The organism is Pseudarthrobacter oxydans, from assembly GCF_013314975.1.
GTDB lineage: Bacteria > Actinomycetota > Actinomycetes > Actinomycetales > Micrococcaceae > Arthrobacter > Arthrobacter oxydans.
This window is the reverse complement of the sequence record NZ_JABTYH010000004.1, coordinates 100,584-126,808: the sequence shown is the minus strand read 5'-3', so window position 1 is coordinate 126,808 and position 26,225 is coordinate 100,584. Positions and strand designations below refer to the sequence as shown.

Below are 26,225 nucleotides of genomic sequence, written 5' to 3'. Positions count from 1 at the left end.
AGCTGCGTGCCGCCGTCGTCCGTTGCCCATGCTGCCTGCGCGGCGGGGAGCTGCCCTCCTTGACTTCCCCGCCACCCTGAACAAGTGTGGGGAAGGAACCGGCCCGCCGAAACATCGGAAGACGGCCGCGCCTGCAGAACGCAAGGAGAACCAGCCGTGACGCGCAAGAATCCCGAAGTTGAAGAGGCCGACGAATCCGACATCGAAGTCAGCGGCCACCCGAAGACATGGGCAGCGGGAGTGCCGGGCGTCTACCATTCCATGCAGCCGGCTCTGAAGCACATGGGCCTGGAACGGTCCAGGAAGACCCTGCTGGCGCTGAACCAGAAGGACGGGTTCGACTGCATGAGCTGCGCGTGGCCGGACCCGGGCCACCGCAAGACGTTCGAATTCTGCGAAAACGGCGCCAAGGCCGTGACGTGGGAGGCCACCCCGGTGGTGATTGGCTCCGACTTCTGGCAGGAGCACCCCGTCAGCGAACTGCTGCAGCGGTCCGAGTACTGGTTGGGCATGCAGGGACGCCTGACCGAGCCGGTGTACAAACCAGCAGGGGAGGACCGCTACCGGCCCGTCAGCTGGGACGAGGCGTTCGGGATCATCGCGGACAAGCTGAACTCCCTGCCCAGCCCGGACCAGGCGGCCTTCTACACCAGCGGCCGCACGTCGAACGAGGCCGCCTTCCTCTACCAGCTGTTCATCCGCGGGTACGGCACCAACAACCTGCCGGACTGCTCCAACATGTGCCACGAGTCCTCCGGCTGGGGCATGGGCCAGACCATCGGCGTGGGCAAGGCCACGGTTTCCTATGACGACTTCGCCAAGGCGGACCTGATCATCATCATGGGCCAGAACCCGGGCACCAACCATCCGCGGATGCTCACGGCCCTGGAAGAGGCGAAGGAAGCCGGTGCAAGCATCGTGGCGGTCAACCCGCTGCCCGAGGCGGGGCTGATGCGCTACAAGAACCCGCAGAAGGTCAAGGGCATCATCGGCCGCGGCACCGATCTGGCCGACCAGTTCCTCCAGGTCCGGATTGGCGGGGACATGGCGCTGCTGCAGGCGGTGTCCCGGCGGGTCCTCGACGCCGAGGCGGCCAACCCGGGAACCGTGCTGGACCACCAGTTCCTCGAGGAACACTGCCAGGGACTTGAGGAGCTCCGGGCGCACCTTGCCGAACTGGACGAGGCAGCCGTCCTGGAAGCCACCGGCCTGCGGGCCGAGGAAATCGACGAACTGGCCGACCGCTACCTCCGCGCGGAGAAGGTCATCATCACGTGGGCCATGGGCATCACCCAGCACAAAAAGGGTGTGGCCACCATCAAGGAGATCATCAACCTGCTGCTGCTGCGCGGCAATATCGGCAAGCCGGGCGCGGGCGCCTCACCCATCCGCGGGCACAGCAATGTCCAGGGGGACCGCACCATGGGCATCTGGGAGCAGATGCCGCCGGCGTTCCTGGACGCCCTGGGCAAGGAGTTCAGCTTCGAACCGCCGCGGGAGCACGGCGCGGACGCGGTGGAAACCATCAGGCAGATGCGCGACGGCGGGATCAAGGTTTTCATCGCGATGGGCGGCAACTTCGTGGGCGCCATGTCGGACACCCGGGCTGCCGAATCGGCAATGGCCGGCACGGACCTCTCCGTCCAGATCTCAACCAAACTCAACCGCTCCCACGCCGTGACCGGCGCCGAGGCATTGATCCTGCCCACGCTGGGCCGCACCGAGATCGACCTGCAGGAATCCGGCCCGCAGTTCGTCTCGGTGGAGGACACGGTCTGTGCCGTGCACGCCTCCCACGGCACCGTTGCACCGGTGGCCCCGCACCTGCTCTCCGAGGTGGCGATCGTCTGCCAGCTGGCGCAGCGTGTGCTGGGAGACAGGATTTCCGCAGACTGGGCCGGGTTCCAGAAGGACTACGACCTGATCCGCGAGCATATCTCCCACGTGGTGGTGGGCTGCGAGGACTACAACCGGAAGATCCGGCAGGAAGGCGGCTTTGTCCTGCCCAACGGCCCCCGCGATTCCCGCACGTTCAACACCCCCACCGGCAAGGCCATGCTCACCGTCAACGAACTGGAACATGTGGAGCGTCCGGCCGGCACCCTGATACTGCAGAGCATGCGCTCGCACGACCAGTTCAACACCACCATCTACGGCCACAATGACCGGTACCGGGGGATCAAGAAGGGCCGCGAGGTGGTGTTCGTGAATCCGGAGGACCTGGCCGAGCTGGGGCTTGAAGACGGGCAGCACGTGGACGTGCGCGGGGTGTATCCGGACAACGTGGAGCGGGTCCTGCGGAACTACCGCCTGGTGTCCTATCCGTCAGCGCGGGGATGCGCGGCCGCCTACTATCCGGAAGCGAATGTCCTGGTGCCGCTGGAGAGTGTGGCGGAAGGCAGCCAGACGCCGGTCTCCAAAGCCGTGATCGTAAAGCTGGAGCCTGTTACTGAACCTTCGCCCGCCACGGCCTAGGGTGCCTGGCTAACACGAGCGGCCCGCGCCCGCATAAGCGGCGCGGGCCATCACAGCGTTTGCGGGCCAGGGCCGCTATTGGGCTGTGTCCGCCCAGCCCTTGCTGGCCGGGCCGCCGTCGTGCCCGTCCTCGCACAGCTGGAAGGCCACGTCTGCCGCTTTCGCCACGGAGGCCGTTGATGCGTCCTTGGTGCCGGCGCTGCCCGTTCCGGCTTCCAGGCCGGCGGCGTAGCCCACCATGAAGGTGGTGATCGGGGCCGCGGCATGGGTCACGGAGTCGGCAGACTTGCGGGCCAGGTCCAGGAGCAGATCGTGGTCCACCTTCAGGTCCAGGATCTGCAGCGCCTGGGCCAGCCGGTTGCTCCATTGGTCCAGGATCTGCATTTCGTCCTCGTTGGCTGGCATGTCCGCTCCTTGGTTTTCCGTCAGTGTCGGGACATTGGATCGTCCTCCGTGCCGAGACTACAAGGCTTCGCAGCGGAAGTCATCGGTTCCGGCGGATGCCCGCGTAACCCCCAATTCATAAACGGGTAGTCAGCCGGGCTTACTACCTCTAGCTATGGCGGCTGTCCGTGCTTAGACTGGGCGCACCCCACTCGAGGATGCTCTCCGGCAACTGATTCCCCAGCCATCAGCAGATGCTGGACGGTGCCGGTCCGGCGGGGTGTGCATCACCACTCATGAATCACGGCCGCCCTACCGGGTGAACCGTGGGATAACAGGAGAAAAAGATGACAGGGAACAAAGCCGTTGCCTACAAGGGCCCCGGGAAAGTCGAACTGATCGACATCGACTACCCCACGTTCGAACTGAAGGACGGGCCGGGGGTCAACCCGGCAAACGTCGGACGCGCCGTCAACCATGGCGTGATCCTGAAGACTGTGGCCACCAACATCTGTGGCTCGGACCAGCACATGGTGCGCGGCCGCACCACCGCACCGCCGGACCTGGTGCTGGGGCACGAGATCACCGGCGAAGTGGTGGAAGTTGGCCGCGACGTTGAATTCATCAAGGTGGGGGACCTTTGTTCAGTCCCGTTCAACATTGCCTGCGGCCGCTGCCGGAACTGCAAGGAGCGCAAGACGGGCATCTGCCTGAACGTGAACCCGGACCGTCCGGGCAGCGCCTACGGATACGTGGACATGGGCGGCTGGGTGGGCGGCCAGGCCAATTACGTGCTGGTGCCGTACGCCGACTGGAACCTGCTGAAGTTCCCGGACAAGGACCGGGCCATGGAGAAAATCCTTGACTTGGCCATGCTCTCGGACATCTTCCCCACGGGATTCCACGGTGCCGTGACTGCCGGCGTGGGGGTTGGGTCCACGGTGTACATTGCGGGGGCCGGTCCCGTAGGCCTGGCAGCGGCTACCAGCGCTCACCTGCTGGGCGCCGCCGTCGTGATTGTGGGCGACCTGAACGAGGACAGGCTGGCGCGGGCGCGCAGCTTCGGCTGCGAAACGGTGGACCTCACCAAGGGGGGACCGGCGGAGCAGATCGAGCAGATCCTGGGTGTGCCGGAAGTGGACTGCGGCGTGGATGCGGTGGGCTTCGAGGCGCGCGGCCACGGACACGGCAAGGACGCCGAGGAGGCTCCGGCCACGGTGTTGAACTCGCTGATGGACATCACCGCTGCCGGCGGTGCGCTGGGCATCCCGGGGCTGTATGTGACGGGCGATCCGGGCGGCGTCGACGAGGCAGCCAAGAAGGGTGCCCTGAGCCTGAGCCTGGGTACCGGTTGGGCGAAGTCGCTGAGCTTCACCACGGGCCAGTGCCCCGTGATGAAGTACAACCGGCAGCTGATGATGGCCATCCTGAACGACAAGGTGCACATCGCCAAGAACGTGAACGCCAAGGCCATCACGCTTGAAGAGGCGCCCCAGGGCTACGCGGAGTTCGACGCGGGTGCTGCCACCAAGTACGTCCTCAACCCGAACGGCTACCTGAGCTAGGCCGGAACGGGCCAGGCGGCGCCGCAGGCGGGGCGGCGGGACGGTGATGTCCGGTAAGGGACGGGTGCGGAAATAGATGCCCTTCGGCTGAGGTTAGGCTGAAGGACACACCGCATCGAAGGAGATCCCCTTGAGTGACATCACCGTCCGCCATAACCCCGACCGCGACCGCTTCGAGATCCTCGACGCCGGCAATGTGATTGGCAAGGCGGCGTACAAGGAGTACGACGGCGGCGCCTCGCCGGAGCGGATTTTCTACCACACGGTGATCAATGAGGAATACGGCGGGCAGGGCCTGGCGGGCCAGCTCGCCACCGTTGCCCTGGACGAGACGGTCAGGGCGGGCGTGGGCATTGTTCCTGTCTGCCCCTTCATTAAGAAATTCCTCGCCAAGCATCCCGAATACGCCGGCGATGCTGTGACCGTGAAGCCCGCGCACCTGGAGTTCCTCGATGGGGCCCTGGCGAGCCGCACCCGCTGACGTGCAGGGCATCCGTCCGATTGTGTGATCGTCGAGGTGGCAGGAGCTCACATGGCGGCGGACCCGCGGCTGCGCCCGGCCGGGCGCCATTTCCGCCAGCCCCGCCGGGTGCGGAAGAGGCTGGTGGCGCTGTTCTCCGCCGTGGCACAGGTCATTGCGGCAATCGTTGGTGTGGCCGCAGTCCGTTCCGTGCCCTTCTCCGGCACGGCAGTCCCGGTCCCAGCAGCCATCCAGGAGACCCCGGTGGCTGTTGCCCCGGCGTCACTCCAGGACCGCATCGACGCCGTCCTGGCGGAGGACACCGGCTACAGGATCGGGCTGGCTCTGGCTGACGTATCGGGTGACGCGGCGCTGGCCTTCGGTGACATGGACGAATTCGCGGCCGCCAGCACGGCGAAGATCATCACGGCCGCGGCCTACTACCATCTGGTTGAAACCGGAAAAGCTGACCTAAACGGGCCGCTGGGGGACTACGACGCGGCGTTCCAGCTTGAAGCCATGGTGAACCAAAGCAACAACGATTCCTGGCTTTTGCTGATGGACGCCGTGGGATACCCGGAGCTGACAGGCTACGCAGCCTCAATCGGCGTCACCTATGACCCGGAGGAGAACCGCCTGGCGCCCGCGGATATGGCCCTGGTCCTGAAGAAGCTGTACGCCGGGGACCTCCTGGATGAGGACCACACGGCCCAGTTGCTCGGCTACATGCAGGAGACCAACAACGAGGACCTGATCCCGGCAGGGTCACAGGCCGGCGTTGACGTGTTCCACAAGTATGGGGAGTTGGGCGGCGCCCTTCACGACGCCGCCGTGCTGAGCTACCGCGGCTCGGCCTTTGTGCTGGTGATCTACACCGAGAATCCCGAGGGTATGGAATTGCCTGGCCAGTCCGAGGTGATCCGCAGGCTCACCGGCATTGTTGAAGAAAGCCTGTTCCCGCCCGTCCAGCCAGGCGCCCTGGCACGGTAGGTTTCCTCAAAGTCGCGCCGGCCCGGCGGTATGCAGCAGACTGTTTCCGTGAGCAACAAAACCCGGACTGCACTGGCCGTCGCCGGCCTCAGCCTGGGCACGGCACTGAACCCCCTCAACTCCTCCATGATCGCCGTCGCCCTGGTGGTGCTCCGCGCTGATTTTGGGCTCGACGTCGCCGCGGTCACCTGGGTGGTCACCTCGTTTTACCTTGCCTCAGCGGCGGGCCAGCCGGTGATGGGCAGGCTTGCGGACAGGTTTGGGCCGAGGCGGATGTTCATGCTGGGCATGGCGCTGGTGGCGCTGACCTGCGCGATGGCGCCGTTCGCCCCGAACTTTGCGCTGCTCTGCGTGGCCCGGGCCGTGATGGCGCTGGGCACGGCCACCGCCTATCCCAGCGCCGTGGTGATGGTGGGCGCCATTGCGCACCGGGCCAACGTGGAACCGGCACGTCCGCTGGGCACCCTGCAGATGGCCAACACATCGGCGGCAGCGGTGGGGCCTGTGATCGGAGGGCTGCTGGTGGGCTTCGTGGGCTGGGAGGCGTTGTTCCTGGTCAACGTCCCGCTTGCGCTCGCAGCGCTGCTGATCGTGCGGCGGGCGGCGCCGGCGGACAAAGCCCGGGAACGCGGCAGCGTGGCCGAGTTGCTGCGGGACTCGGACATTCCCGGCATCCTGGGCTTTGTCACCGCGCTGCTGCTGGTGATGATGGCCGCCCTAAATGTCGTGGCGGGCTACCGCTGGTGGATGCTGGGCGCGGGAACGGCAGTGGCGGCACTGTTCGCCTGGCGGGAGCTCCGCTTTGCCCGCCCGTTCCTGGACCTGAGGCTCCTGGGCCGCAACAGGTCCCTCATGCTCATCTATCTCGGCTTCGCGGTTTTCAGCAGCGTCTATTACTTCGTCTTCTTCGGCCTTCCCCAGCTCCTGCAGGAGGCCGGCGGCTACGGGCCCGGCGCGGTGGGCCTGCTGATGCTGCCCCTGGCGGGCATGTCCGTCCTGGCCACCCCCTGGGCGGTGAAAGCGATGGGAAGGTTCGGCGTGCGGCGGGTGCTGGTTGCCGGCGTCGTGCTCCTGACCGTGGCCGCCGCCCTGATGTGGCTGCTCACCGGCACCCTGGCGATCCCGCTCGTGGTGGTGCTGACAGCACTGATGGGTATTCCGTACGGGACCGTGGGCATCGCCACCAACCAGGGCATGTTCGTGTCCATCCGGCCCCAGGAACGGGGCGTCGCGGCGGGCATCTACCAGACGTGCCGGTACGTCGGCGCGATCACGGCCACGGTGATGATCGGCGTGTTCGCGGGCGGCGGCGTGGACCAGGAAAGCTGGGCCCGGATGGTCCTGGCAATGCTGGTCCTGTGCGTGGTGACGTTCGCCGTGAGCCTGCTGTGGAGGCAGCGGACGGAGTAGGACCGCTGGAGGCGCGCCTAGGTGTACATCAGCGAGCCCGGGGTCGTCAGCGTCTCACCGGTCTCCAGCCAGGTCTTCAGCCCGGAGAGGATCATCGGCCAGCCGCCGTAGAGCTGTTCGTTGGCGCCTTCGCGGAGGTCGCTGTGGGTGACGGTCAGGCGGCAGGAATCGCCCACCGGCTCGATCTCCCACGTGACCTTCGAGGTCCCCTCGGCCTTGACGTCCTCGCCCCAGAGGGCCCGCATGGTCTGGACCAGCCGCCGGGGCGGGTCCACCTCCAGGTTCTCGCCCTCGCCCAGCGGAGCACCCGCCTTGACGTTGTTCATGGTGAAGCTGCTGCCCGGCGTCCAGTCCGTTTCTATGGTGTTCCCGAACTGGTACTTGCTGCGGATGTCACTGTCCGTGATGGCTTCCCAGAGCCGTTCCGGCGTGGTCTTGATGTAGATTTCGAAGATCTTTTCCATGGGACTTTCCAATCTGGATTTGAGGTCGCTGAGGCCAGCGGCCCATGGTTCTGAATATTTGCTCACCCAGCGGTCGTGGATAAGCCTGATGGGCGCGGGATTCAGGAAATGCAGCTTTTCACGCCCCCGACGGCGGGTCACCACCAGGCCCGCATCTTCCAGGAGCTTGAGGTGCTTGGCAATGCCGAAGCGGGTCATGTCGAAGCGTGCCTCGAGCGCGCTCAGGGACTGTCCGTCCTCGCGGAACAGTTCATCGAGGAGGTCCCTGCGTGTGGGGTCGGAGAGTGCCTTGAACACTGCGTCCATAAAGAAAATGATAGGTGACCATATGGTCACCTATCAAGGGATTTCTCTGGTTTGTGGGAGGAGCCTAGGAGCGCCCGCCCACCTTCTCCGGTGCCGGTGTGGCGATGGGCCGCGGCTCCAGCCACACCCGCTCCCGCGGGCCCTGCGGGTAGGCGTGCTTCTTGTTGGCCATGGTGATGATCCAGGCTGCCACGACCGGCAGCGCCGCCGCCACGGGAACCAGCAGCGGACCACCCACCACCAGCGCCGCGGAGCCATACAGCGCGCCCACGGTGATGCCGAGCTGGATGGTCAGCACGGTGAGGCCGTTCGCGGCCTCCTGGTACTCGCCGCCCGCCCGAAGGATGGCGGACTGGTTGTAGATGCCGATCGCACCAAGCCCTGCACCCCAGACGGTCATGAGCACCAACGCCACGGCGAAGTTGCCCACCGCGAGGGGCAGGAAGAACATGGACAGGGCGATTGCCGCCGTCGTCACCAGCAGGGATCGTCGTGGCCGGGAGTCCACGGTGAGGCCCGCGATCCAGATGCCCAGCAGCCCGGAGCCGCCCAGCACCGTGAGCGAGAGGCTGGTGGCGTAGTCGGGGAAGCCGGCGTCGCGGATGAACGGGGCGATGTAGGTGAACAGCGCGAAGTGCGCCAGGACCAGCAGCGGCCAGGCAATGGCCACCGGCTTCACCCCGGGCTGGGCGATGGCCTTGCGGAGCGAGGGGCGGAGGGCGTCGGAAATCCGCTGGACGCGCGGCAGGAGAAAGAACGCCAGCACGGTGAGGACCAGGCCGAACCCGGCAAGCACCATGAACGCGGCCCGCCAGCCCAGGAACCCGCCCAGCGCGGTGCCCACGGGAGCACCGATGGCCAGGCCCAGGCTGTTGCCGCTGAAGACGATGGCCAGGGCCTTGCCCACCTTGTCCGCCGGGACCACCCTGGTGACGAACGGGGCCATGGTGGTCCAGAGCAGGCCATGGGCCAGGCCGCCCACCAAACGGGCAATCATCGCGGACGTGAAGTCAGGCGCCAGTCCCACCATCGCGTTGCTGGCGGCGAATGTCAGGACCAGCCCCACCAGCAGCGCGTGCCGCGGAATCTTCCCCAGCAGCCGGGCCGCCGGCACCACCGTGACCACAATGACCGCGGCATAGGCGGCAGCCAGGTAGCCGGCCACCGGCTCGGACACGTCCAGGCCGGCGCTGATCTGCGGCAGGAGCCCGGACGGGAGGAGCTCGGTGGTGATGGCGGTGAAGGCGATGGTGGCCAGGACCACCATCGCGGCGTACGGAAAACGGGCAGGTGCCGGCGCGGAAATCGCGGAAGACATGGGGGAGGGATCCATTCAAGGGGGAGGGGTGGAACGCGGCTCGCTGGCCGGACAATTCCTCCCTTAAATTTACAGGATCCCGCCCCCTGCTCCGTGCCGTTCCCGGCGCGTCCCCGTGCCGTCTACGGCGCGTCGGGAACGCACCGTGGGAATCAGCGGGCGGCCGGTTCCCTGACCTGCGCGGCGGCGGTCAGCCGTGAGTCCAGCAGTCCGGCCGCGACGGCGGGAGCAAGACCCGGCGCCAATGGAAGGCGCGGCACTACCAGGCAGTGCCAGAGGTGGTAGATGTCCGCCTTGCCCGACCACACGGTGGAGGTGACATTGCCGTGCTCATCGAGCTCCTGCTTCCAGGATCCGTGCTCGTAGTCGATGAACCAGTCGCGGGCGTGGTCCCAGATCCGCTCGTACCAGTCCGCATACTTCTTCTCGCCGGTGGCAATGTAGAGTGCTGCCGCCCCGCCGATCGCCTCCGCGGGAACCCAGCGTATGCGGGTGGTGACCACCGGCTTGCCCTCCCAGTCGACCGTGTACACGAATCCGGGATTGCCGTCCGGCTGCCAGGCGTCGCGGATGGCGGCGTCGAACAGGCCGCGCGCGTCGTCGAGCAGCCAGTCCGGGACGTCCAGGCCGCGGGCCTCGAGACCGGCACGGAGGTGCAGCAGCAGCCGTGCCCACTCAACCCAGTGGCCGGGCGTCCCGCCATAGGCCCGGAACTGGCTGGCACGGTCATCGGTGTTGTATTCCGGCATAGGCGTCCACTCGGGGTCGAAATGCTCGAACACCCGGTAGTTGTTGTTGCGCGCAAATTTGTGGATGAGCACCTCGGCAATGTGCAGGGCCCGTTCGAGCCAGCGGTCCTCGCCGGTCACGTCAGCGACGATCAGGTAGGCCTCCACCGAGTGCATGCTCGCGTTGCCGCCGCGGTAGGCCTCGGTTTCCGTGAACTCCCGGTTCCAGGAGTCGAAGCACATGTTGGCTTCATGGTCCCAGAACTTTGTGTCGGCTATCCGCAGGGCCTCGTCGAGCAGTTCCCGTGCACCGGGGCGGTCCGCCGCAACGGCGCTGGCGGCGGCGAGGAGCACGAAGGAGTGCTGGTAGCCGGATTTGGTGTCGTTCACCGGCCCGTTCGCGTCAATCTCGGCGTACCAGCCGCCGAACTCATCATCGTGGAAGGCCCCGTTGAGCGCCGCGATGCCGTGGTCCACGAGCGTCCCCGCGCCCGGCCGTCCCATAAGCGCGGCGACAGCGAAACTGTGGACCATCCGGGCGGTGATCCAGAGATGGGTCGGCTTGTCGGCAAATACCTTGCCGTTGTTGTCGAGCCAGCCGAAACCCGTGGGCACCTTTGACCCTGCGGCGAAATTGACCAGCCGGTCGGTTTCTGCCTCGAGCCATCGTGCGTGGGCGGCACTGTTCAGCCACGTCATGTCATGTCCTCTTTCTGATGCGGGTGCACGTCCGAAACTAGCGCGTGCCAAAGTCGGTATCTGTGTATGCGCCGGCGCGCCGGGCAGCGCCGCCGCAGGTGCAGTCGTTTCCAACGTCAAGCTGGATGTTCACCGGAGCGCCGGTGCCAACCGTCAGCGAGATGGTCTCGCCGTTGCTGGTGGACACGCGCAAGGGGCTTTTGTGCGGGGAGATGGCAGGCATGGCCGCCCTTTCGTTGGTGGTTGGTTTGGTTGGAGGGGTGTGGCTGGCTACCCGACGGCGTCGAGCAGGCCGCGGACAATGGTGGCCGCCGCGCCCAGGTAGGCCAGGACAATCAGCAGGATCTGGGCCGCGCGGGCGGGGACAAAACGGGCAGCGACGTCGCCGAGGACCAGCCCGACGAGGCAGGCTCCGGCGACCGCCGCCCACATGGCAACGGGAAGAGAGGGGAACGTGGCGGGCGCCGTGAGGGCTTTCGAGGCCAGGGACAGCGCGCCGATGGTGAAGAAGTACGGCTGCATGGTGGCGGCAAAGGACTTGTGCTGCCACCGGGTGGCGATGGAGTACATGCTCACCGCCGGTCCGCCGACGCCGGCCGCAGTGTTCATGAACCCGCTGAGGCCGCCCGCGGTGAGGAGGTAGCGGCGCCGGGGCGGCAGCGTGGCGGACTTCAGGGCCAGCAGGACGGTCAGCCCGACCGCCAGGATCACCCCGATGGAAATCTCCAGGACCGCCGGCGGGATGAGCCGGATCAGGAAGGCCGCCGGCACGATCCCCAGCACCGCCGACGCCGTGAGGGCCGCGTACCGTTTCCAGTCGATGTCCCGGGCCACCCGGAAGATGATGGCACCGGCAGTCACGGCGCCGCACACGTTCACCAGCACCACCCCCTCCACCGGGCCCAGGAGCAGCACCAGGAAGGGGGCGGCCACCAGGGCGAAGCCCATGCCGGTGATGCGCTGCATTCCTGCACCCATGACGACGGCGCCCAGCACCAGCCCGGTGGTCAGCATTTAGGGCCGCCAGGCCACGTATTGGACCTCCTCGAACTCCTCCAGGCCCAGGCTTGCGCCTTCCCGGCCCAGGCCTGACTGCTTGGCGCCGCCCATGGGTGCGAAGGCCACGGACGGCAGGGGGTCGTTGACGCCCACGATGCCGGCTTCGAGCTGCTCCGGAATGTCCCAGCCCCGCTTTGGGCTGCTGCTCCAGACGTAGGCGGCCAGGCCCATCTCTGTGGCGTTGGCCTTCCGGATGGCGTCCTCCTCCGAGGAAAAGGTCACGACGCCGGCTGCCGGACCAAAGACCTCTTCGGTCACCAGGGGTGCGTCGTCCGGGACGTCCGCCAGGAGCGTGGGCGCCAGGAAAGAGCCCTGGGTGGGCACGTCGGTCCGCTGCGTGACGCGGCGGGCGCCGCGCTCCAGGGCGTCGTCCACCAGCGCCTGCACGGCGGAGACCCGCTCCGCGTCGATCACCGGGCCAAGGTCCGGGACCGGCGTGCCGTCGTCGGGAACGCCGTGGCCGATGCTCATCGCGTCGAAGCGCGCGGCAAGCCTGGCGGCGAACTCCCCGGCGATGCTGTCCTGGACCAGGAAGCGGTTGGCGGCCACGCAGGACTGGCCCGTGTTGCGGAGCCGGCCCAGCACAGCCCCCTCCACGGCTGCGTCCAGGTCTGCGTCCTCGAAGACGATGAAGGGCGCATTGCCGCCCAGTTCAAGAAGCGGCCGGACCACGCGGTCCGAGGCGGATGCCATGATTTGCTTGCCAACGCCGGTGGAGCCGGTGAAGCTGACTGCCCGTACGGCAGGGTGCTTGAGCAGCGCCGCGGTGATCTCCCGGGACGGGCCGTGGACCAGGTTGACCACGCCCGCCGGGAATCCGGCGTCGTGCAGGACCTCGAAGAGGCCGGTGGCGGCCAGCGGCGCTTTTTCGGAGACCCTGCCCACCACGGTGCAGCCTGCGGCGAGCATCGCGGCGAGTTTGCGGGCCTGGATGGAGACCGGGAAGTTCCACGGGGTGAGGCTGAGGGCCACGCCGATGGGCTTCCGGAGGCTCAGGTGGCGGCGGCCCTGCAGCTCGGGCGGACTGACGGTGCCGGTGGTGCGCCGGACTTCCTCGGCAAACCAGCGGAAGTATTCCACGGAGAAGTCCACCTCGCCCTGGGCTTCGGGGAGCCGCTTGCCGGCCTCGAGGGCCAGGGTTTGGGCGAGTTCATCGCGGCGTTCGGCGAGGAGGTCGGCTGCGTTGCGGAGCAGGTCGGCACGGTTCCGCACCGTGGTGCGGGACCAGGACCCAAAGGCCTCGGCAGCCGCGTCGGCTGCCTGGGTGGCGTCCCCGGCGGTGCCCCAGGCAACCTCACCGACGGTGCTGCCGTTTCCGGGGTCCGTCACGTGCTTGGAGGTGCCGGTGGCGTGCCAGGTGCCGTTGACGAGGTGCTGGGCTGATTTGAGGTTCACGGATGATGCCTTTCGTGGGGCGGGGAGAGGTCCGGGACGGCGGGGCGGGCGTGGAAGCCCGCCGCCGTCGTCGTGGTTCTCATCCCTTGCTGGCGCCGGCGGTGATGCCGGCAACGAAGTACCGCTGCAGGAAGACGTAGGCCACCACCACGGGCAGGGAGGCCAGGATGACGCCGGCGAACAGCAGCGGGTAGTTGGTCTGGAACTCGCCCTGGAAGCTCAGCAGCGCCAGCGGCAGCGTGCGGTTGCCGGGGGACTGGATGAACAGCAGCGGGTACAGCAGTTCGTTCCAGTGGATGACGAACAGGAAGATGGCAGCCGCGGCGATGGACGGGGCGGACAGCGGCAGGGCGATGGAGATATACGTCCGCCACGGGCCGGTGCCGTCAATCGAGGATGCTTCGTAGAGTTCCTTGGGCAGGGTCCGCATGAACCCGCCCAGGATGAAGACGGCGATGGGCAGGGTTGATACCAGGTTCGCCAGCACCAGGCCGGCCAGGCTGTCCAGCAGCCCCAGGCGGCCAAAGAGGACATACAGCGGAACCATGTTGGCCTGTGCCGGGATGGCCATGCCCAGGACCAGGAAGCCGAAGATGGCCCAGGACATGAACCCCTTGAGCCGGGCGACGGCGTAGCCGGCCAGGCTGGCCAGGAACAGGGTGAGCGGGACGGAGATGGCGGTGACAATCACGCTGTTCATGAAGGACGAGCCCAGGTCCTGGCCGCCGATCACCTCCGCGTAGTTGCCCGGTGAGAGGGACTGCGGCAGGCTGAACGGCCCGGCAAACAGTTCCTGCGTGGACTTGAAGCTGCCGAACCCCACCACGGTCAGCGGAACGATGATGATGACCGCGTAGATCGCGAGAATTCCGCGGCGGGTTATTGACGAGAGCATGCTGTCATTCCCCCTTCGGGGTGAGGCGGAGCAGCCGGCGCTGGAGCCAGGTGACCAGGGCGATCATGGCCATGAAGATGATCGACTGGGCTGCGGCGTAGCCGAACTCCGAGTTGGCGAAAGTGCTGTAGATGCGGGTGGAGAGGATGTCCAGGGACTGCTTGGGCGGGTTGCCCGCGATGCCCAGGATCAGGTCGAAGGCCTTGAACGACTGCACGGTGGTGTAGGCCACCACAATGGACGTCGCCGGGGCCACGAAGGGCCAGGTGATGGACTTGAACTGCTGCCACTTGTTGGCACCGTCCATCTCGGCTGCCTCGTAGAGTTCCCGCGGAATGGCCTGCAGGCCGGCGATGTATACCACCATCATCTGCCCGGCGTGGAACCACACCTGGGTCACAGCCACCCAGTACAGGGCCTGGGCGTCGTTGCCGAGGTAGGAGCTCTGGAGGGCTTCCAGGCCCACTCCGCCCAACACCGCGTTGGCCAGGCCGAAGTTGGGATCGTAGATGAACTTCCAGATGAAGGCCACGGACACCGAGGACAGGATGGTGGGGAAGAAGAACAGGGCGCGGAGCAGGACGCTTCCCCGCGAGTTCTTGGTCAGCAGCAGCGCAAGGATCAGCGAGAAGAACGTTTGCGCGATGACCACCAGCAGCACGAACTTGAGGTTGTTCGTGAGGGCGTTGGTGAACAGTGAGTCGTTGGTGAACGCCCGGATGAAGTTGTCCAGTCCCACGTAGTTGAACGCTGCCGAGAAACCGTTCCAGTCAGTGAGGGCGTACTGGAAGGCCTGCAGCGTGGGCATCACCAGGAAGAAGGCGATGACCGCGACGGCGGGAAGCGGGAAGAGGTACAGCGCCGGATTCACCCGGGTGGGGGAGCGGCGGCGCCCCTTATTGTCATTCACGTCGGGAGGGCTGCCTGGTGCCTTCCGCTTCGCAGGCAGCCCTGTATGGGTGCTCATATCCGTTCGTCAACAATCTTCTGGGCGGCCTCTGCTGCCTGCTCGGGGCTGGTGCCCGAGATGACGGCGGTGGCGCTGGCTTCCACGGCATTACGGACGTCCAGGTTCTGGAACTGGAACCGGGCTGCCAGTGCTGTGTTCTTGTCCAGCCAGGGACTCAGGCGCTTCAGGTCCGGGTTGGTGTAGTCCACGTCCTTCACGGACACGTGCTGCGCCGTCTCGTTGGCGTAGTAGGCGGCGTTCTCCGGCTCGGAGAGGAAATCGATCCAGGCAGCCGCTGCGGCCTGGTTCTTGCTGGCCGAGTTCACGCCCAGGATGAAGGTGGCGTTGTAGACACCCTCATACTTGGCGTTGCCGTCGGAGGTGTTGGGGAACACCAGCTCGATGGGGAACTGGGCACCCAGGCCGCGGACGGCGGCAATGTGGTACGAACCGGTGGCGAGCATGGCTGCCTTGCCCTGCGAGAACAGGTTCTGGGCCGGTTCCACGGCGGTGCCCGTGGCGTTGGGCTGCAGGTAGGGGACCAGGTCCTTGTACTGGTTGAGCATCTTAATGAACCAGTCGTCGGTGACTTTGAGCTTGCCCTGTTCGATCTGGGCGCACATGTCGTCCACGGGGGCGTTGTTGGCGATCATGCAGTTGAAGAGCTGGCCGCCGTTTCCAACGTCACCGCCGGGCCAGGAGATGGGGATGACGCCGGAGGACGCCAGCTTCTCGCACATGGCCAGGAACGAGTCCCAGTCCTTCGGGGCGAGTTCCGCTCCGGCCTTGTCGAACAGGTCCACGTTGGCCATGGGCATGGGGAACACCACCTGGTACGGCAGTCCCAGCTGGCTCTCGCCGGATTTGCCGGCGGAGAGCAGCCCCTCCTGGTAGTTCGAAACGGCCTTGCTGTCCTTGAGCTCGGTGTAGATCCCGGCCTCGGTGAAGTTCTTGAACTGGGATCCGCGGAAGGTTGCAAAGGCATCGCCGATGGAGCCGCCGCGAAGCTTCTGCAAGGCCTGGGCGGTGTAGTCGTTGGACGTGGAAATGTCCTGGGCCACTTCAACGCCGTCGTGCAATGCGGCAAAGCGCTTGATGAGCTCGTCGAACACCACTTTGTCCTCGCCGCGCCAGTGGGCGAAGGACACCTTGCCGGTGATGTCACCGGTGGCGGGGGCTGCCGGCCCGGTGGCGCCGCCGGGTGCCGTGGAACCGCCGGGGCCGGCGCAGGCTGCGGCAGTGGCGCCGAAGCCCAGGGCCCCCAGGAGTGCGATGGCCTGCCTGCGTGAAATCTGACTCACAATAATCTCCTCGTTGAGTGTTTTGCTGTGCCTGTTGTTGACTGCGGAACGGGTTGCCACGGTTCTGACGCTGTGGCGCTCCAGGAGGGCTATGCGTTGGTCCTTTGCGCGGTGACGACGTCGTCCACCACGGCGCAGAGGCGCTGCAGCCGGCGCACGGCGTCTGTGGACAAGGATTCGACGACGTCGGGCGCTCCGATGCAGGATGCCCAGACGGCGCGTCCGGAGAGGAAGCCGCTGGCGCCTTCCAGGCAGGCCCACCGGACTGCATCCGGGAAGACGTCTTCGGGGACGCCCGAGGAGAGCACCACCCAGGGGCCGTCGATGGCGTTGGTGAGCTCGGCGCATGCGGCGCGGACCTCGGCTTCGGAGGCCTGGCCGTGGAAGGGGACCTCCGCCTTGTACAGGTCCGCCCCCAGGCTGCCCAGTTCCCTGGCGGCGGCGAGGATCCCGGCGTTCCAGTCGAAGTCCCCGCCGGCCAGCGGCTTGCGGGAGACGGGCTCGATGATGCTGATGAGTCCTGCGGACCGGCAGCTCTCCACGAATTCGCGGACCATGGCCACCCTGCCCTCGGCGGGCTCGTCCGGGCGGTACAGCACCAGGAGCTTAAGCGCCTTGACGCCGAGGGCCTTGTACTTGTGCGGGTCCACCAGGCGGTCGATGGTCACCTCGCCCACCAGCTCGCCGTGCGCCGATTCGAAGTGGTCCGCCGAGGCGATCAGCCCGCAACTGGGGTCCACCACGTTGTCCGCGATGGCCTGGTCCAGGGCGAACTGCCGGTCGATGAGGACGCCGGATGCGTAGGGGGTGAGGATTTTGGCGGCCTGGAGCTTGAAGTCCTGGAGGTCCTGGTCCGTGACGGGCTGGTCCGTGTGTTCGGCGAACATGTTGCGCATGGCTTCGCGCTGGTCGACGGCGAGCATTGCGAAGGCGCCTGACGGGCGCTGGAGGGGTGAAAGGTCTGTGGGGCTCATGGGCTGCTTCTTTCAGCTAGGCGGTGTGGTTGGAAGTAAGGACAGGGGAGATGGTCTGGTGCGGGATTGCGGAGCGGCCGTCCAGTCCTTCGCAGGAAGCGGAGGCAGTGCGGCCGGCGAAGGCTGCCGCGTCAGCCAGGGAAAGACCGGCGGCGACGGCGGCGAGCAGGGCGCCGTGGTAGACGTCGCCGGCTCCCAGCGTGGAGACAATGGCGGCGGGTGTTGCGGGCACGCGGAGCGGGTGCGCGGTGCCGTCCTTGACCCAGGCACCGTCGGAGCCGGCGGTGGCGACGACGGCGGAGGCGCCGTCGTCGACCGCTTTGCCCAGGAGCGCCTCGGGGGAGTGGTGCCCGCCGTACTCTGCCTGGAGCCGTTCGATGGTTGGGACGTAGAGGGCCACGCCCCGCGGGCTGAACGACGCGATGGGGTTGCCGGCATCCACGCTGACGTCCAGGCTTCCGGCGCTGAAGGCCGGAAGGGATGCGACGGCGTTCCAGCCCAGGTGGTCCACGTGGACCCAGGCTGCAGATTCCACCAGCTCATGGAAGCGGCTGCCGGCCGGAAAGCTGACGGGCGGCACGGGCCGGGTGACAATCGCCCGGCTTTCGGAGGCCTTGCTGACCACGATCACGCTGGCACCTGTTTTGACGTTGGGATCGCGGATCACCGCGGAGGTGTCCACGCCTTCGGCCTGCAGGCCGGCGATGATGCGGTCGCCTTCCTCGTCTGTGCCGAGGACACCCGCGAAAGCTGTGTTTGCTCCGGCACGGGCCGCTGCCACGGCTGCGGTGGCGGCCGGGCCGCCACCCGCCGTCGCGAAGTCCGATGCGACGGTGCGGCTGTCCGCGGCGGGGTAATCCTCCACCAAAGCGATGGAGTCAAGCGTGGCGCAGCCTACGAAGAGCAGGGTTCCAGTTGACGGTTGGGGCACGTTCCACCTCGTTGTAGTTTCGGCTGGTACTGAAGAAATATACACACGCTATGTTGGAATAACAACACTTTCTGTATAGTTCTGTTTGGGATGCAACGCCGCGGTCCCCCAAAAACTCAACGTAGAGAAACGGAGCAGCACATGTCATTGCCTTCTGCGGAAACGGTCCGGACCATCCGATACGGCCTCATCGGGGCCGGCCACATGGCCCGCGAACACGTCCGGAACCTCGCCCTGATTCCCGGAAGCCGGATCACTGCAGTCTCCGATCCCCAGCCGTCATCCCTGGAGGAGACCGCTGCTGAGATCGGCTACGAGGTGCAGACCTTCCCCTCGCACCAGGAGCTGCTCGCTTCCGGCCTGGTGGACGCACTGGTGATCGCCAGCCCCAACGACACGCACCTGGCCATCCTCAAGGACATCTTCGCCAGCGGAACCAACCTGCCCGTGCTTGTGGAGAAGCCGGTGTGCACCACCGCCGCGCAGGCAGATGAACTCGAGGTGCTGGCCGCCGGCTACCCGGCGCCTGTGTGGGTTGCCATGGAATACCGCTACATGCCTCCGGTCCAGGAAGTCATCCAGGCCGCACACAACGGCAAGCTCGGCAACATCTACATGCTGTCCATCGTGGAGCACCGCTTCCCGTTCCTGCATAAGGTGGATGCCTGGAACCGCTTCGCGGAGCGGACCGGCGGGACCCTGGTGGAGAAATGCTGCCACTTCTTCGACCTGATGCGGCTGATCCTGCAGGATGAGCCCGTGCGTGTGTACGCCAGCGGCGGCCACGACGTGAACCACATGGATGAGGTGTACGACGGCCGTGTGTCGGACATGATCGACAACGCCTACGTGATTGTCGACTTCAAGGGCGGCCGCCGGGCGATGCTGGAACTGTCCATGTTCGCCGAGGGCTCCAAGTTCCAGGAGCGGATCTCCATTGTTGGCGATGCCGCCAAGATCGAAACGCTCATCCCGGTGGCGGCCAACCACTGGATCGAAGGCGATGAAGCGGAAGCCACCGTTGAGTTCAGCCCGCGTTCGCCGCTCGGACCGGAAAAGCACGAAGTTCCGGTGGATGAGGCAGTGCTCGCCGCGGGCGCCCACCACGGCTCCACCTACTACGAGCACCTGGGGTACCGGAAGGCGATCCTGGGTGAAGGGCCGGTTGAGGTGACGGTGGCTGACGGCCTGCAGTCGGTCCGGATGGGGCTGGCGGCAGAGCGTTCCATTATGGAGGGGCGCCCCGTTGAGCTTACGAATGCCGGTGCCGGGGTACGACACTAGGTAAGTTGGTGTTGGAAAAGCAACACTTCGTGGGCCGGGGGCCGGCGGGTGGGGCAGGAAGAAGGGGATATGAGCACCGCACGTGATGAGGCGCCGCTGACGCCCCGCCAGCGCACCATCCTGGAGGAACTTGGCCGTCGCGGGTTTATTTCCACCACGGACCTGGCCGAGACCTTTGCGGTATCGGACATGACCGTGCGCAGGGACACCCGGGTACTGTCCAAGCTGGGCCTGGTCAGGGTGGTTCACGGCGGGGTCAGCGCCATCCATGGACAGGGCCAGAACGCGGACTTTGCCGCCCGCGTGCGGGAGGACGCCGACGCGAAGCTCCGGGTGGCGCGGGCCTGCATCTCCATGATCGGGGAACGGGACGCGGTCATCCTGGACGCCGGCACCACCACGTACCAGATCGCGCAGGAGCTGCCCACGTCCTTCACGGGCACCATCATCACCCACTCCGCACCAGCCATCCAGCGCTGCCTGCAGCTGACGGCTGCCCGGACCATCTGCCTGGGCGGGGAATTGCTCCTGGACAGCCAGGCGTTCAACGGTCCCATGACTGTCAGCGCCGCCGCAGGCCTCCGTGCCAAGACGGCCTTCATTGGCGTGAGCGGAATCCACGACGAAGCGTTTTACATTGAGCGGGACGTGGAGCGCGCCACTAAGATCGCCCTCATGAACTCTGCGGAACAGGTGGTAGTAGTGGCAACACACCAGAAAATGCTGCGGTATGCGCTGGCCAGGCTGGCAGCCTTTGATGCGGCGGACGTGCTGGTGACGGACGCGCCGCCGCCGCGGGAAATCGAAACGGCGCTGCGGGCCGCGGACGTGAAGCTTGTGGTGGCCGCGTGAGGGCGCCGCTGCACGTTTCCCTTCCGGACCAGAAACTGCTGGACGCGCTCGCCCCGACTGCCGGCGTCGAGTTCTTCGTGTGGGACTTTTCCGGGCCTGCCCCCGCCGGGCGGTTAGACATCGTGGTGCCGCCGTACATGCGCGGGCCGGAGGTGCTGGCCGCGCTGGAGTCCGTGGACATCGGCCTGGTCCAAAGCCAGTCCATCGGGTACGACGGCGTGGCGGACGTGCTGCCCGCCGGGTGCGTTTTCGCCAACGCGGCAGGGGTCCATGAGACGTCGACGGCGGAGCTCGCCCTGGGCATGATGATTGCCAGCCAGCGCGGCATGGATGGCTTCGTGCGCAACCAGGCCACCGGGACATGGGACAACAGCCAGCGGCCCAGCCTCGCGGACCGGCGCGTGCTGCTGGTGGGCTACGGTGGAGTGGGCAAGGCCATCGAGGCCCGGCTGCTGCCGTTCGAGACGCACGTTACCCGGATGGCAAGCCGGGAACGGGAGGATGCCAGCGGCAAAATCTTCGGCATCGACTCGCTGTATGAGCAGCTGCCGCTGCACGACATCGCGGTGGTCAGCGTGCCCCTCAGCGAGCAGACCCGGCAGCTGGTGGACGCGAAGTTCCTGGCCGCGATGCCGGACGGGGCGCTGCTGGTCAATGTGGCCCGCGGGGCGGTGGCGGACACGGATGCGCTGCTGGCCGAGACATCCACGGGCCGGTTGCGTGCTGCTGTTGATGTGACGGATCCGGAGCCGCTGCCGGCGGACCACCCTCTGTGGACCACGCCCGGCGTACTGATCACCCCGCATGTGGGCGGGGCGAGCTCGGCGATGTTCCCCCGCATGGTCCGGCTGGTCAAGCAGCAGATCGGCCTCATGCTCGAGGGCAAGGAGCCGGTGAACGTGGTGCTCGGCGGGGCTGGGGAGTAGGGGCTCGGGTCGAGTCTGGGCGTTATCCACATAGCGATTTCCGCAGCCTCTGAATGTCAGGGGTCGCTGGAAGACTGTGGTTATGGATGGCACCGTTCAGGATTTGATTAACCAAATTCGGTGTTTGCCCGTGTCCTCTGACAGTACCGCGCTGGTTGACCAGTTGCGGGCCCTGGAGGAGTTGAAGGCGGCTGCTGCGGCCGCGCAGGCGAGGGTAGCTGTGGCGTTCGATCGTGCCCAGCGCGCTGAGCAGGCTGAGGCCGGGATTCCTGCGTCGGAGCAGGGCCAGGGGGTGGCGGCGCAGGTTGCGTTGGCCCGGGGTGAGTCGCCGTCCCGGGGCGGGCGGCTGCTCGGGCTGGCCAAGGCGCTGGTGGCGGAGATGCCGCGTACCCTGGCTGCGCTGGATGCTGGCCGGCTGAATGAGTGGCGGGCCACGCTGGTGGTGCGGGAGACGGCGTGCCTGGGCGCGGCGGACCGGTGCGCGGTTGATGAGGAGTTGGCCGCTGACACGGGTACTTTTGCCGGGGCCGGGGACCGGGCGGTGGTGGCTGCGGCGAGGGCGGCGGCGTACCGGCGGGACCCCCGTTCGGTGACACAGCGGGCGGCCCATGCTGCCGGGGAGCGGTGTGTGAGCCTGCGTCCGGCCCCGGACACCATGGCGCGCCTGACGGCGCTGCTGCCGGTCGCGGAGGGCGTGGCGGCGTATGCGGCACTAAGCGCGCATGCCGATACTTTGCGTGCCGGCGGTGACGACCGTTCCCGGGGGCAGCTCATGGCCGATGCCCTGGTGGAGCGGACCACCGGCACCCCGGGCGGTGTCAGTAGTGTGGAGATCCAGCTTGTCATGACCGACAGGACTTTGTTCCAGGGTGATTCTGAACCGGCACGCCTTCCCGGTTACGGGATTGTCCCGGCCGGCTGGGCCCGCAGTCTGGTCTCAAGCGGTGGCAAGGGCGGCAAAGCCAAGAGTCCGGGATCAGCTGCCGGCGGCAGGGAGCCTGCGCTGGGTGGACCGGAAAGTCCGGGCAACAGGACGCCCGCCGCCGGCGCCTGCCAGCCCGCAGCCGAGGCGCTTGAGCCCGAGCCCGGGGAGAAGGACTTCAGGGTGTGGCTGCGGCGACTGTACACGGCCCCCGGGGCGGGTGACCTCGTGGGGATGGATTCGCGGGCGCGCTTGTTTCCTGCAGGGCTGTGCCGTTTTATCCAGGCCCGTGATGACACGTGCCGCACGCCCTATTGCGATGCGCCCATCCGGCACCACGACCACGTGGTGGCCTGGCATAGGGGCGGAACCACCAGCCTCGGCAATGCAGCCGGGCTATGCGAGGCCTGCAACCACACCAAGGAAAACCCCGGCTGGAAAACCACCCCTCGGCCGGGCCCAAGGCACACCATCGAATACAGGACACCCACCGGCCACACCTACCATTCAACAGCACCTCCACCACCCGGAAGCCTGCCAGCAGGTCACTTGGTGGGTGCCGCGCAGCTCGTGCGTGTTTAGTTGTCCTGGTGCGTGCCGCGCAGTTGGTGGCGGCTGGCCTTCCGGATGGCCTTGGTGACGCGGTCGAGCCGCGGGGAGTCAAGCGTCCAGGTCTGCCAGTAGAGCGCGACGTCATGGTGCCCGCGCTCCTTCAAGACCGCCAGGGAGCCATCGGCGAGGTCCGTTCCCAGCTGCAGCTCGGGAATCATTCCCCATCCAAGGCCTGCCCTCAAACCTGCAAGGAATCCCTCGGATGAAGGGATGAAGTGTGTTGGTGGAGCCTGCTGTACGCCGCGGGCCTTGAGCTGCAGCTGCTGCAGGTTGTCCTTGGCATTGAACTGCAGCATGGGCATGCGCTGCCAGTCCACCCCGCTGCCTGCTGTGAAGCGTTTGCGCAGCCCGGGGGTGGCTACGGGCAGGTAGCGCATGTAGCCCAGCCGTTCCGCCCGGCATCCGTTGACGGGCGTGGGGTCGGAGGTGATCGCTCCGAGGACGTCAGCCCGGCGCAGGAGTTGGCTGCTGTGGTCCTGGTCCTCCACATGCAGATCCAGGGTGGTCTCCGCCCAGGTGCTGGCCTCATGGAGCACGTCCACGAACCACGTGGCAAGGGAGTCGGCATTCACGGCAATGGGGGTTACGGCCCGGGAGGAAACACCGTGTCCGAGCGACTCCCACGTTTCCGCTTCAAGGACCTGCACCTGCCGGGACATGCGCAGCAGGATTGAGCCGGCATCGGTCGGGGTGCACGGCACGCTGCGGCGAACCACCACCTGCCCCACGGACTTCTCCAAGGCCCTGATGCGCTGGCTGACGGCGGAGGGGCTGATCCCCAGCAGATCGGCCGCGGCCTCGAAAGTTCCCTCGTCCACGATCGCGGCGAGGGCCCGGAGATACTCGAAGTTCATGAAGATATTCTAATGGAAGTGCAGAATCTATCGTTTGTCTTCATCTGGTGCGGCGGGCTACCGTCAAAACATGTGGAGTATCTGGACTACTGGGCTGATGACGGGCCTGGCTTTGATCATTGCCATCGGCGCGCAGAATGCGTTCTTGCTGCGGCAGGGAATCCGCCGTGAACATGTTGGCGTGGTGGTGGTGCTCTGCATGGTCAGTGATGCGCTGCTGATCCTTGGCGGCACAGTGGGGATCGGGGTTTTGGTTTCCCGATTTCCACTGGCGCTTGAGGTGCTGAAGTGGGGCGGGGCTGCCTACCTGGCATGGTGGGCGGTGCGTTCATTTAAGTCGGCACTGAAACCGTCAGCGTTGACGGCCGAGGCCCCTCGGTCCAAGGGATCCGTTATCGCCACCACCTTGGCGCTGACCTACCTGAATCCGCACGTCTACCTGGACACCGTGGTGCTGCTGGGCGGCCTGGCCAACCAGCACGGTCCGGACGCGCGGTGGATCTTCGCGGCCGGGGCCGTGGTGGGAAGCGCCCTATGGTTTTCGGCCCTGGGGTATGGAGCCCGAAAGCTTTCCGGGGTGCTCAGCAGCCCGCGGACGTGGCGGATTGTGGACCTGGCCATCGGCGTGGTGATGCTCGCCCTGGCCGTCAAACTCGTTCTCGGCTGACACGCCGATGGGGAGCACTACCGCCTGAATTCGATACGGACGGAGTTATCGTCCGGCAGGACGATGACCGTTCCGTCCCGCGGCGTCCAACCGTCGTGCAGGAAAAAGAAGCGTCCGCCGCTGAGGACCAGCAGGCGGAGGCCGTCGTACCGGTAGAGTGCTGCATCCCCGGTTCCCACCTGGACCTCCGTGACCGCGGTCGAGCCGATGCCCAGCGGTTTAGGCGAATAAACCTCCGCCCGGGGCATGTACTGGACTCCCTGCTCGAAGTTCAAGGCTAGCCGGCGGCCCACAGCCTGGGCGTAGTCGGCCGTGCCCCAGAAGAGCAGCAGCGTCACGATGCTGAGGATCAGCGTGGTTTCCACAGCCCGCTGCTCGGAGCTGAGGGCGGATGATGTGCGGTCGCGGCCCAGCCGGCGCAGGCGCATGCACCAAGTGGCCACGAGTACGCCCAAAGCCATCAGATACGGAGTGAAGAGTGCTGTCCGGGCGGGTTCCACAACCGCCAGGACCAGGCTGACGCCCACGAGGAGGCCGCTTAGCAGGGCTGTTATGCCGGCGGCCTTCAGGATGAGGGTCCGGCCGCGGCCCTCTTCGATGCGGAGGCGCAGCCAGCGGTCCAGGGCCAGCCAGACGACGCTCGCCGCCAGGATGCAGACGAGCGGCAGGAACAGCGCGTTGATGCTGATCAGGATGTAGTCCTGCACTGCGTACCCAAAGAGGCTGACGTTCAGGCCCATCTGTGCTGCCTGTGCCTCCGCGCGGGCCCAGCCGAAGTAGAACAGAAGCGCCGTGGCCACCGTGACCGGCGGGCCGATAGCCGAGATCACTCCGAGGGCGCGGGACCAGGAGGAACGCTCGTCCCCGCCGGTCTCCGTCATGGCGCGGTGCCTGGCGCCTGCGGGCATGTGCCCTGGTCCGTTGCGTACTCGAAGGAAGCGGATCCGCGTACCGGCCAATCGGCGTCGGCAATGCTGACCTCGGAAAGGGCTGGCTGCCCCGGTTCGAGGGGCGGTGCCAGGAAGTAGAACTCAAGCGGGTGGTTCGTGTCGATGAAGCTTTGGCGCTGCATGACGGGAGCAGTTGTGGTACCGACATAAACCGAGCGGACGGTCCCGGCAGGCAGGCCGGTGATGTTTCCGGACAGGACAATGGCCTGGCCGGGACAGACCAGGAAGGGCGGGGAGTTGCCTTCGATGTCCTCCAGGCCCGAGAGTTCGGGCGGGCACGCGGTTCCGCGGCGAGGGGCAAGCTCCACGGAGACGCCCGGATTCTGTTTCCGGACCACAGCTATGGTGCGGAGGATCTCGATGGCGGTGGCGGACCAGCAATCGCCCTCGAATGGCGGCGGCATCGTGTCCAGCGCAGAGGCTCCCGCATCCCAGGCAGCCTGGTCTCCCGTCAAGCCGAGGCACAGCGTTTTCGCCGCTTCCTCGACGGTGTTGAAGGGGCCGGTGTACTCGGGAAGGGATCCGCAGTCCATGCCCCTCAGGTTCCTGTACCAAATGGGGTCACCCCTGCCTACGGGGCCTATCGGCAACCAGTCGAGCACCACGGTCTCCGGGACGGGCGGCAACTGCGGGGCGGGCGGTCCCGGAGGCGGGGCGGGTGGCTGGTTCGGGGCAGGTGCGGCAGGCGGCTGAGCAGGTGCGGCAGGCGGCTGGGCCGGCGCGGGCGGGCCCGGCGGCTGGGCAGGTGGCTGGTTTGGCGCCGGCGGGCCAGGCGGTTGTGCCGGCGGCGGTGCCGGATCGGGCTGCTGCTGCCCTCCGGGTACGGGCCGTTCCTGGCCCTGTTCCGGACTTGCG

The 26,225-nt window shown here is 66.8% G+C and carries 25 protein-coding genes; 10 read left to right on the top strand and 15 right to left on the bottom strand.

Features of this window, described 5'->3' with window-relative positions; translation table 11 throughout:
- The first annotated feature begins 156 nt into the window (after positions 1-156).
- On the top strand, positions 157-2,475 hold the full coding sequence (locus HTS88_RS04425; RefSeq protein WP_174175890.1) for an FdhF/YdeP family oxidoreductase: 2,319 nt from the start codon (positions 157-159) through the stop codon (positions 2,473-2,475).
- A 75-nt stretch (positions 2,476-2,550) separates the two neighbouring features.
- Here the strand turns inward: HTS88_RS04425 and HTS88_RS04420 are convergent, their stop codons facing one another.
- Positions 2,551-2,880, bottom strand: a complete 330-nt coding sequence (locus HTS88_RS04420) for a DUF6457 domain-containing protein (RefSeq protein ID WP_174175888.1) — start codon at positions 2,878-2,880, stop codon at positions 2,551-2,553.
- 326 nt (positions 2,881-3,206) lie between these two features.
- On the opposite strand from HTS88_RS04420, the gene fdhA reads away from it, so the two are divergent.
- From fdhA to HTS88_RS04400, 4 genes are all read left to right on the top strand, one after another.
- Positions 3,207-4,424, top strand: coding sequence for a formaldehyde dehydrogenase, glutathione-independent (gene fdhA / locus HTS88_RS04415; RefSeq protein WP_174175886.1), 1,218 nt, complete (start codon positions 3,207-3,209; stop codon positions 4,422-4,424).
- A 130-nt stretch (positions 4,425-4,554) separates the two neighbouring features.
- Positions 4,555-4,905, top strand: coding sequence for a GNAT family N-acetyltransferase (locus tag HTS88_RS04410; RefSeq protein WP_174175884.1), 351 nt, complete (start codon positions 4,555-4,557; stop codon positions 4,903-4,905).
- Between the two features lie 51 nt (positions 4,906-4,956).
- Entirely contained in the window at positions 4,957-5,874 is a 918-nt protein-coding gene (locus tag HTS88_RS04405) for a serine hydrolase (protein ID WP_174175882.1), read from the top strand.
- A gap of 48 nt (positions 5,875-5,922) precedes the next feature.
- Positions 5,923-7,284, top strand: a complete 1,362-nt coding sequence (locus HTS88_RS04400; RefSeq protein WP_343044879.1) for an MFS transporter — start codon at positions 5,923-5,925, stop codon at positions 7,282-7,284.
- A 17-nt stretch (positions 7,285-7,301) separates the two neighbouring features.
- Here HTS88_RS04400 and HTS88_RS04395 read toward each other — a convergent pair whose 3' ends face one another.
- The 11 genes from HTS88_RS04395 to HTS88_RS04345 all read right to left on the bottom strand — a co-directional run bounded on the left by HTS88_RS04395 (position 7,302) and on the right by HTS88_RS04345 (position 18,303).
- The gene (locus tag HTS88_RS04395) at positions 7,302-8,054 is read right to left on the bottom strand and encodes an ArsR/SmtB family transcription factor (RefSeq protein ID WP_174175878.1); all 753 of its coding nucleotides are present in this window, start codon (positions 8,052-8,054) and stop codon (positions 7,302-7,304) included.
- Positions 8,055-8,118: 64 nt separating this feature from the next.
- On the bottom strand, positions 8,119-9,372 hold the full coding sequence (locus HTS88_RS04390) for an MFS transporter (protein WP_174175876.1): 1,254 nt from the start codon (positions 9,370-9,372) through the stop codon (positions 8,119-8,121).
- Between the two features lie 152 nt (positions 9,373-9,524).
- Complete coding sequence (locus HTS88_RS04385) at positions 9,525-10,799, bottom strand: AGE family epimerase/isomerase (RefSeq protein ID WP_174175874.1); 1,275 nt, start codon at positions 10,797-10,799, stop codon at positions 9,525-9,527.
- 37 nt (positions 10,800-10,836) lie between these two features.
- Positions 10,837-11,022 (bottom strand): hypothetical protein, encoded by a 186-nt coding sequence (locus HTS88_RS04380; protein ID WP_174175872.1) that lies wholly within the window; start codon positions 11,020-11,022, stop codon positions 10,837-10,839.
- Positions 11,023-11,069: 47 nt separating this feature from the next.
- Positions 11,070-11,813, bottom strand: coding sequence for a sulfite exporter TauE/SafE family protein (locus tag HTS88_RS04375; RefSeq protein ID WP_174175870.1), 744 nt, complete (start codon positions 11,811-11,813; stop codon positions 11,070-11,072).
- On the bottom strand, positions 11,814-13,253 hold the full coding sequence (locus tag HTS88_RS04370) for an NAD-dependent succinate-semialdehyde dehydrogenase (protein WP_174175867.1): 1,440 nt from the start codon (positions 13,251-13,253) through the stop codon (positions 11,814-11,816).
- Between the two features lie 79 nt (positions 13,254-13,332).
- Positions 13,333-14,148: a carbohydrate ABC transporter permease gene (locus tag HTS88_RS04365; RefSeq protein WP_174175866.1), complete on the bottom strand. Its 816-nt coding sequence runs from the start codon at positions 14,146-14,148 to the stop codon at positions 13,333-13,335.
- Positions 14,149-14,152: 4 nt separating this feature from the next.
- On the bottom strand, positions 14,153-15,058 hold the full coding sequence (locus HTS88_RS04360) for a carbohydrate ABC transporter permease (RefSeq protein WP_251423710.1): 906 nt from the start codon (positions 15,056-15,058) through the stop codon (positions 14,153-14,155).
- Positions 15,059-15,111: 53 nt separating this feature from the next.
- The gene (locus HTS88_RS04355) at positions 15,112-16,398 is read right to left on the bottom strand and encodes an extracellular solute-binding protein (protein ID WP_174175862.1); all 1,287 of its coding nucleotides are present in this window, start codon (positions 16,396-16,398) and stop codon (positions 15,112-15,114) included.
- 89 nt (positions 16,399-16,487) lie between these two features.
- Positions 16,488-17,372, bottom strand: coding sequence for an aldolase (locus HTS88_RS04350; protein WP_174175860.1), 885 nt, complete (start codon positions 17,370-17,372; stop codon positions 16,488-16,490).
- 16 nt (positions 17,373-17,388) lie between these two features.
- Positions 17,389-18,303 carry a carbohydrate kinase family protein gene (locus HTS88_RS04345; protein WP_174175858.1) on the bottom strand — a complete coding sequence of 305 codons (915 nt, stop codon included), beginning with the start codon at positions 18,301-18,303 and terminating at the stop codon, positions 17,389-17,391.
- 141 nt (positions 18,304-18,444) lie between these two features.
- Here HTS88_RS04345 and HTS88_RS04340 point away from each other — a divergent pair, with 141 nt between their 5' ends.
- The 4 genes from HTS88_RS04340 to HTS88_RS04325 all read left to right on the top strand — a co-directional run bounded on the left by HTS88_RS04340 (position 18,445) and on the right by HTS88_RS04325 (position 22,869).
- Positions 18,445-19,587: a Gfo/Idh/MocA family protein gene (locus HTS88_RS04340; protein WP_174175856.1), complete on the top strand. Its 1,143-nt coding sequence runs from the start codon at positions 18,445-18,447 to the stop codon at positions 19,585-19,587.
- Between the two features lie 69 nt (positions 19,588-19,656).
- Positions 19,657-20,439: a DeoR/GlpR family DNA-binding transcription regulator gene (locus HTS88_RS04335; protein WP_174175854.1), complete on the top strand. Its 783-nt coding sequence runs from the start codon at positions 19,657-19,659 to the stop codon at positions 20,437-20,439.
- Positions 20,436-21,365 carry a 2-hydroxyacid dehydrogenase gene (locus tag HTS88_RS04330; protein WP_174175851.1) on the top strand — a complete coding sequence of 310 codons (930 nt, stop codon included), beginning with the start codon at positions 20,436-20,438 and terminating at the stop codon, positions 21,363-21,365. Before HTS88_RS04335 ends, HTS88_RS04330 begins: the two co-directional genes overlap by 4 nt.
- 82 nt (positions 21,366-21,447) lie before the next feature.
- Positions 21,448-22,869 carry an HNH endonuclease gene (locus HTS88_RS04325; protein ID WP_174175849.1) on the top strand — a complete coding sequence of 474 codons (1,422 nt, stop codon included), beginning with the start codon at positions 21,448-21,450 and terminating at the stop codon, positions 22,867-22,869.
- Here HTS88_RS04325 and HTS88_RS04320 read toward each other — a convergent pair.
- Positions 22,866-23,753: a LysR family transcriptional regulator ArgP gene (locus HTS88_RS04320; RefSeq protein ID WP_174175847.1), complete on the bottom strand. Its 888-nt coding sequence runs from the start codon at positions 23,751-23,753 to the stop codon at positions 22,866-22,868. The genes HTS88_RS04325 and HTS88_RS04320 overlap by 4 nt on opposite strands.
- 70 nt (positions 23,754-23,823) lie before the next feature.
- Between HTS88_RS04320 and HTS88_RS04315 the strand changes: the two genes are divergently transcribed.
- A complete protein-coding gene (locus HTS88_RS04315) occupies positions 23,824-24,420 on the top strand; it encodes a LysE/ArgO family amino acid transporter (protein ID WP_174175845.1) in 597 nt (198 codons plus the stop codon).
- A 17-nt stretch (positions 24,421-24,437) separates the two neighbouring features.
- Here HTS88_RS04315 and HTS88_RS04310 read toward each other — a convergent pair whose 3' ends face one another.
- Both HTS88_RS04310 and HTS88_RS04305 read right to left on the bottom strand, forming a co-directional pair.
- Complete coding sequence (locus HTS88_RS04310) at positions 24,438-25,301, bottom strand: hypothetical protein (RefSeq protein ID WP_174175844.1); 864 nt, start codon at positions 25,299-25,301, stop codon at positions 24,438-24,440.
- The gene (locus HTS88_RS04305) at positions 25,298-25,903 is read right to left on the bottom strand and encodes a hypothetical protein (protein ID WP_174175842.1); all 606 of its coding nucleotides are present in this window, start codon (positions 25,901-25,903) and stop codon (positions 25,298-25,300) included. The genes HTS88_RS04310 and HTS88_RS04305 overlap by 4 nt, the downstream gene beginning before the upstream one ends.
- Positions 25,904-26,225 lie beyond the last annotated feature (322 nt).

Bases quoted from the DNA above. Each gene is read 5' to 3' on its own strand.
- HTS88_RS04305 (WP_174175842.1), bottom strand. From the start codon at position 25,903: ATGGACTGCGGATCCCTTCCCGAGTACACCGGCCCCTTCAACACCGTC.
- HTS88_RS04320 (WP_174175847.1), bottom strand. From the start codon at position 23,753: ATGAACTTCGAGTATCTCCGGGCCCTCGCCGCGATCGTGGACGAGGGA.
- HTS88_RS04380 (WP_174175872.1), bottom strand. From the start codon at position 11,022: ATGCCTGCCATCTCCCCGCACAAAAGCCCCTTGCGCGTGTCCACCAGC.
- HTS88_RS04390 (WP_174175876.1), bottom strand. From the start codon at position 9,372: ATGTCTTCCGCGATTTCCGCGCCGGCACCTGCCCGTTTTCCGTACGCC.
- HTS88_RS04375 (WP_174175870.1), bottom strand. From the start codon at position 11,813: ATGCTGACCACCGGGCTGGTGCTGGGCGCCGTCGTCATGGGTGCAGGA.
- HTS88_RS04350 (WP_174175860.1), bottom strand. From the start codon at position 17,372: ATGAGCCCCACAGACCTTTCACCCCTCCAGCGCCCGTCAGGCGCCTTC.
- HTS88_RS04395 (WP_174175878.1), bottom strand. From the start codon at position 8,054: ATGGACGCAGTGTTCAAGGCACTCTCCGACCCCACACGCAGGGACCTC.
- fdhA (WP_174175886.1), top strand. From the start codon at position 3,207: ATGACAGGGAACAAAGCCGTTGCCTACAAGGGCCCCGGGAAAGTCGAA.
- HTS88_RS04325 (WP_174175849.1), top strand. From the start codon at position 21,448: ATGGATGGCACCGTTCAGGATTTGATTAACCAAATTCGGTGTTTGCCC.
- HTS88_RS04315 (WP_174175845.1), top strand. From the start codon at position 23,824: ATGTGGAGTATCTGGACTACTGGGCTGATGACGGGCCTGGCTTTGATC.
- HTS88_RS04385 (WP_174175874.1), bottom strand. From the start codon at position 10,799: ATGACGTGGCTGAACAGTGCCGCCCACGCACGATGGCTCGAGGCAGAA.
- HTS88_RS04310 (WP_174175844.1), bottom strand. From the start codon at position 25,301: ATGACGGAGACCGGCGGGGACGAGCGTTCCTCCTGGTCCCGCGCCCTC.
- HTS88_RS04340 (WP_174175856.1), top strand. From the start codon at position 18,445: ATGTCATTGCCTTCTGCGGAAACGGTCCGGACCATCCGATACGGCCTC.
- HTS88_RS04335 (WP_174175854.1), top strand. From the start codon at position 19,657: ATGAGCACCGCACGTGATGAGGCGCCGCTGACGCCCCGCCAGCGCACC.
- HTS88_RS04365 (WP_174175866.1), bottom strand. From the start codon at position 14,148: ATGCTCTCGTCAATAACCCGCCGCGGAATTCTCGCGATCTACGCGGTC.
- HTS88_RS04420 (WP_174175888.1), bottom strand. From the start codon at position 2,880: ATGCCAGCCAACGAGGACGAAATGCAGATCCTGGACCAATGGAGCAAC.
- HTS88_RS04405 (WP_174175882.1), top strand. From the start codon at position 4,957: ATGGCGGCGGACCCGCGGCTGCGCCCGGCCGGGCGCCATTTCCGCCAG.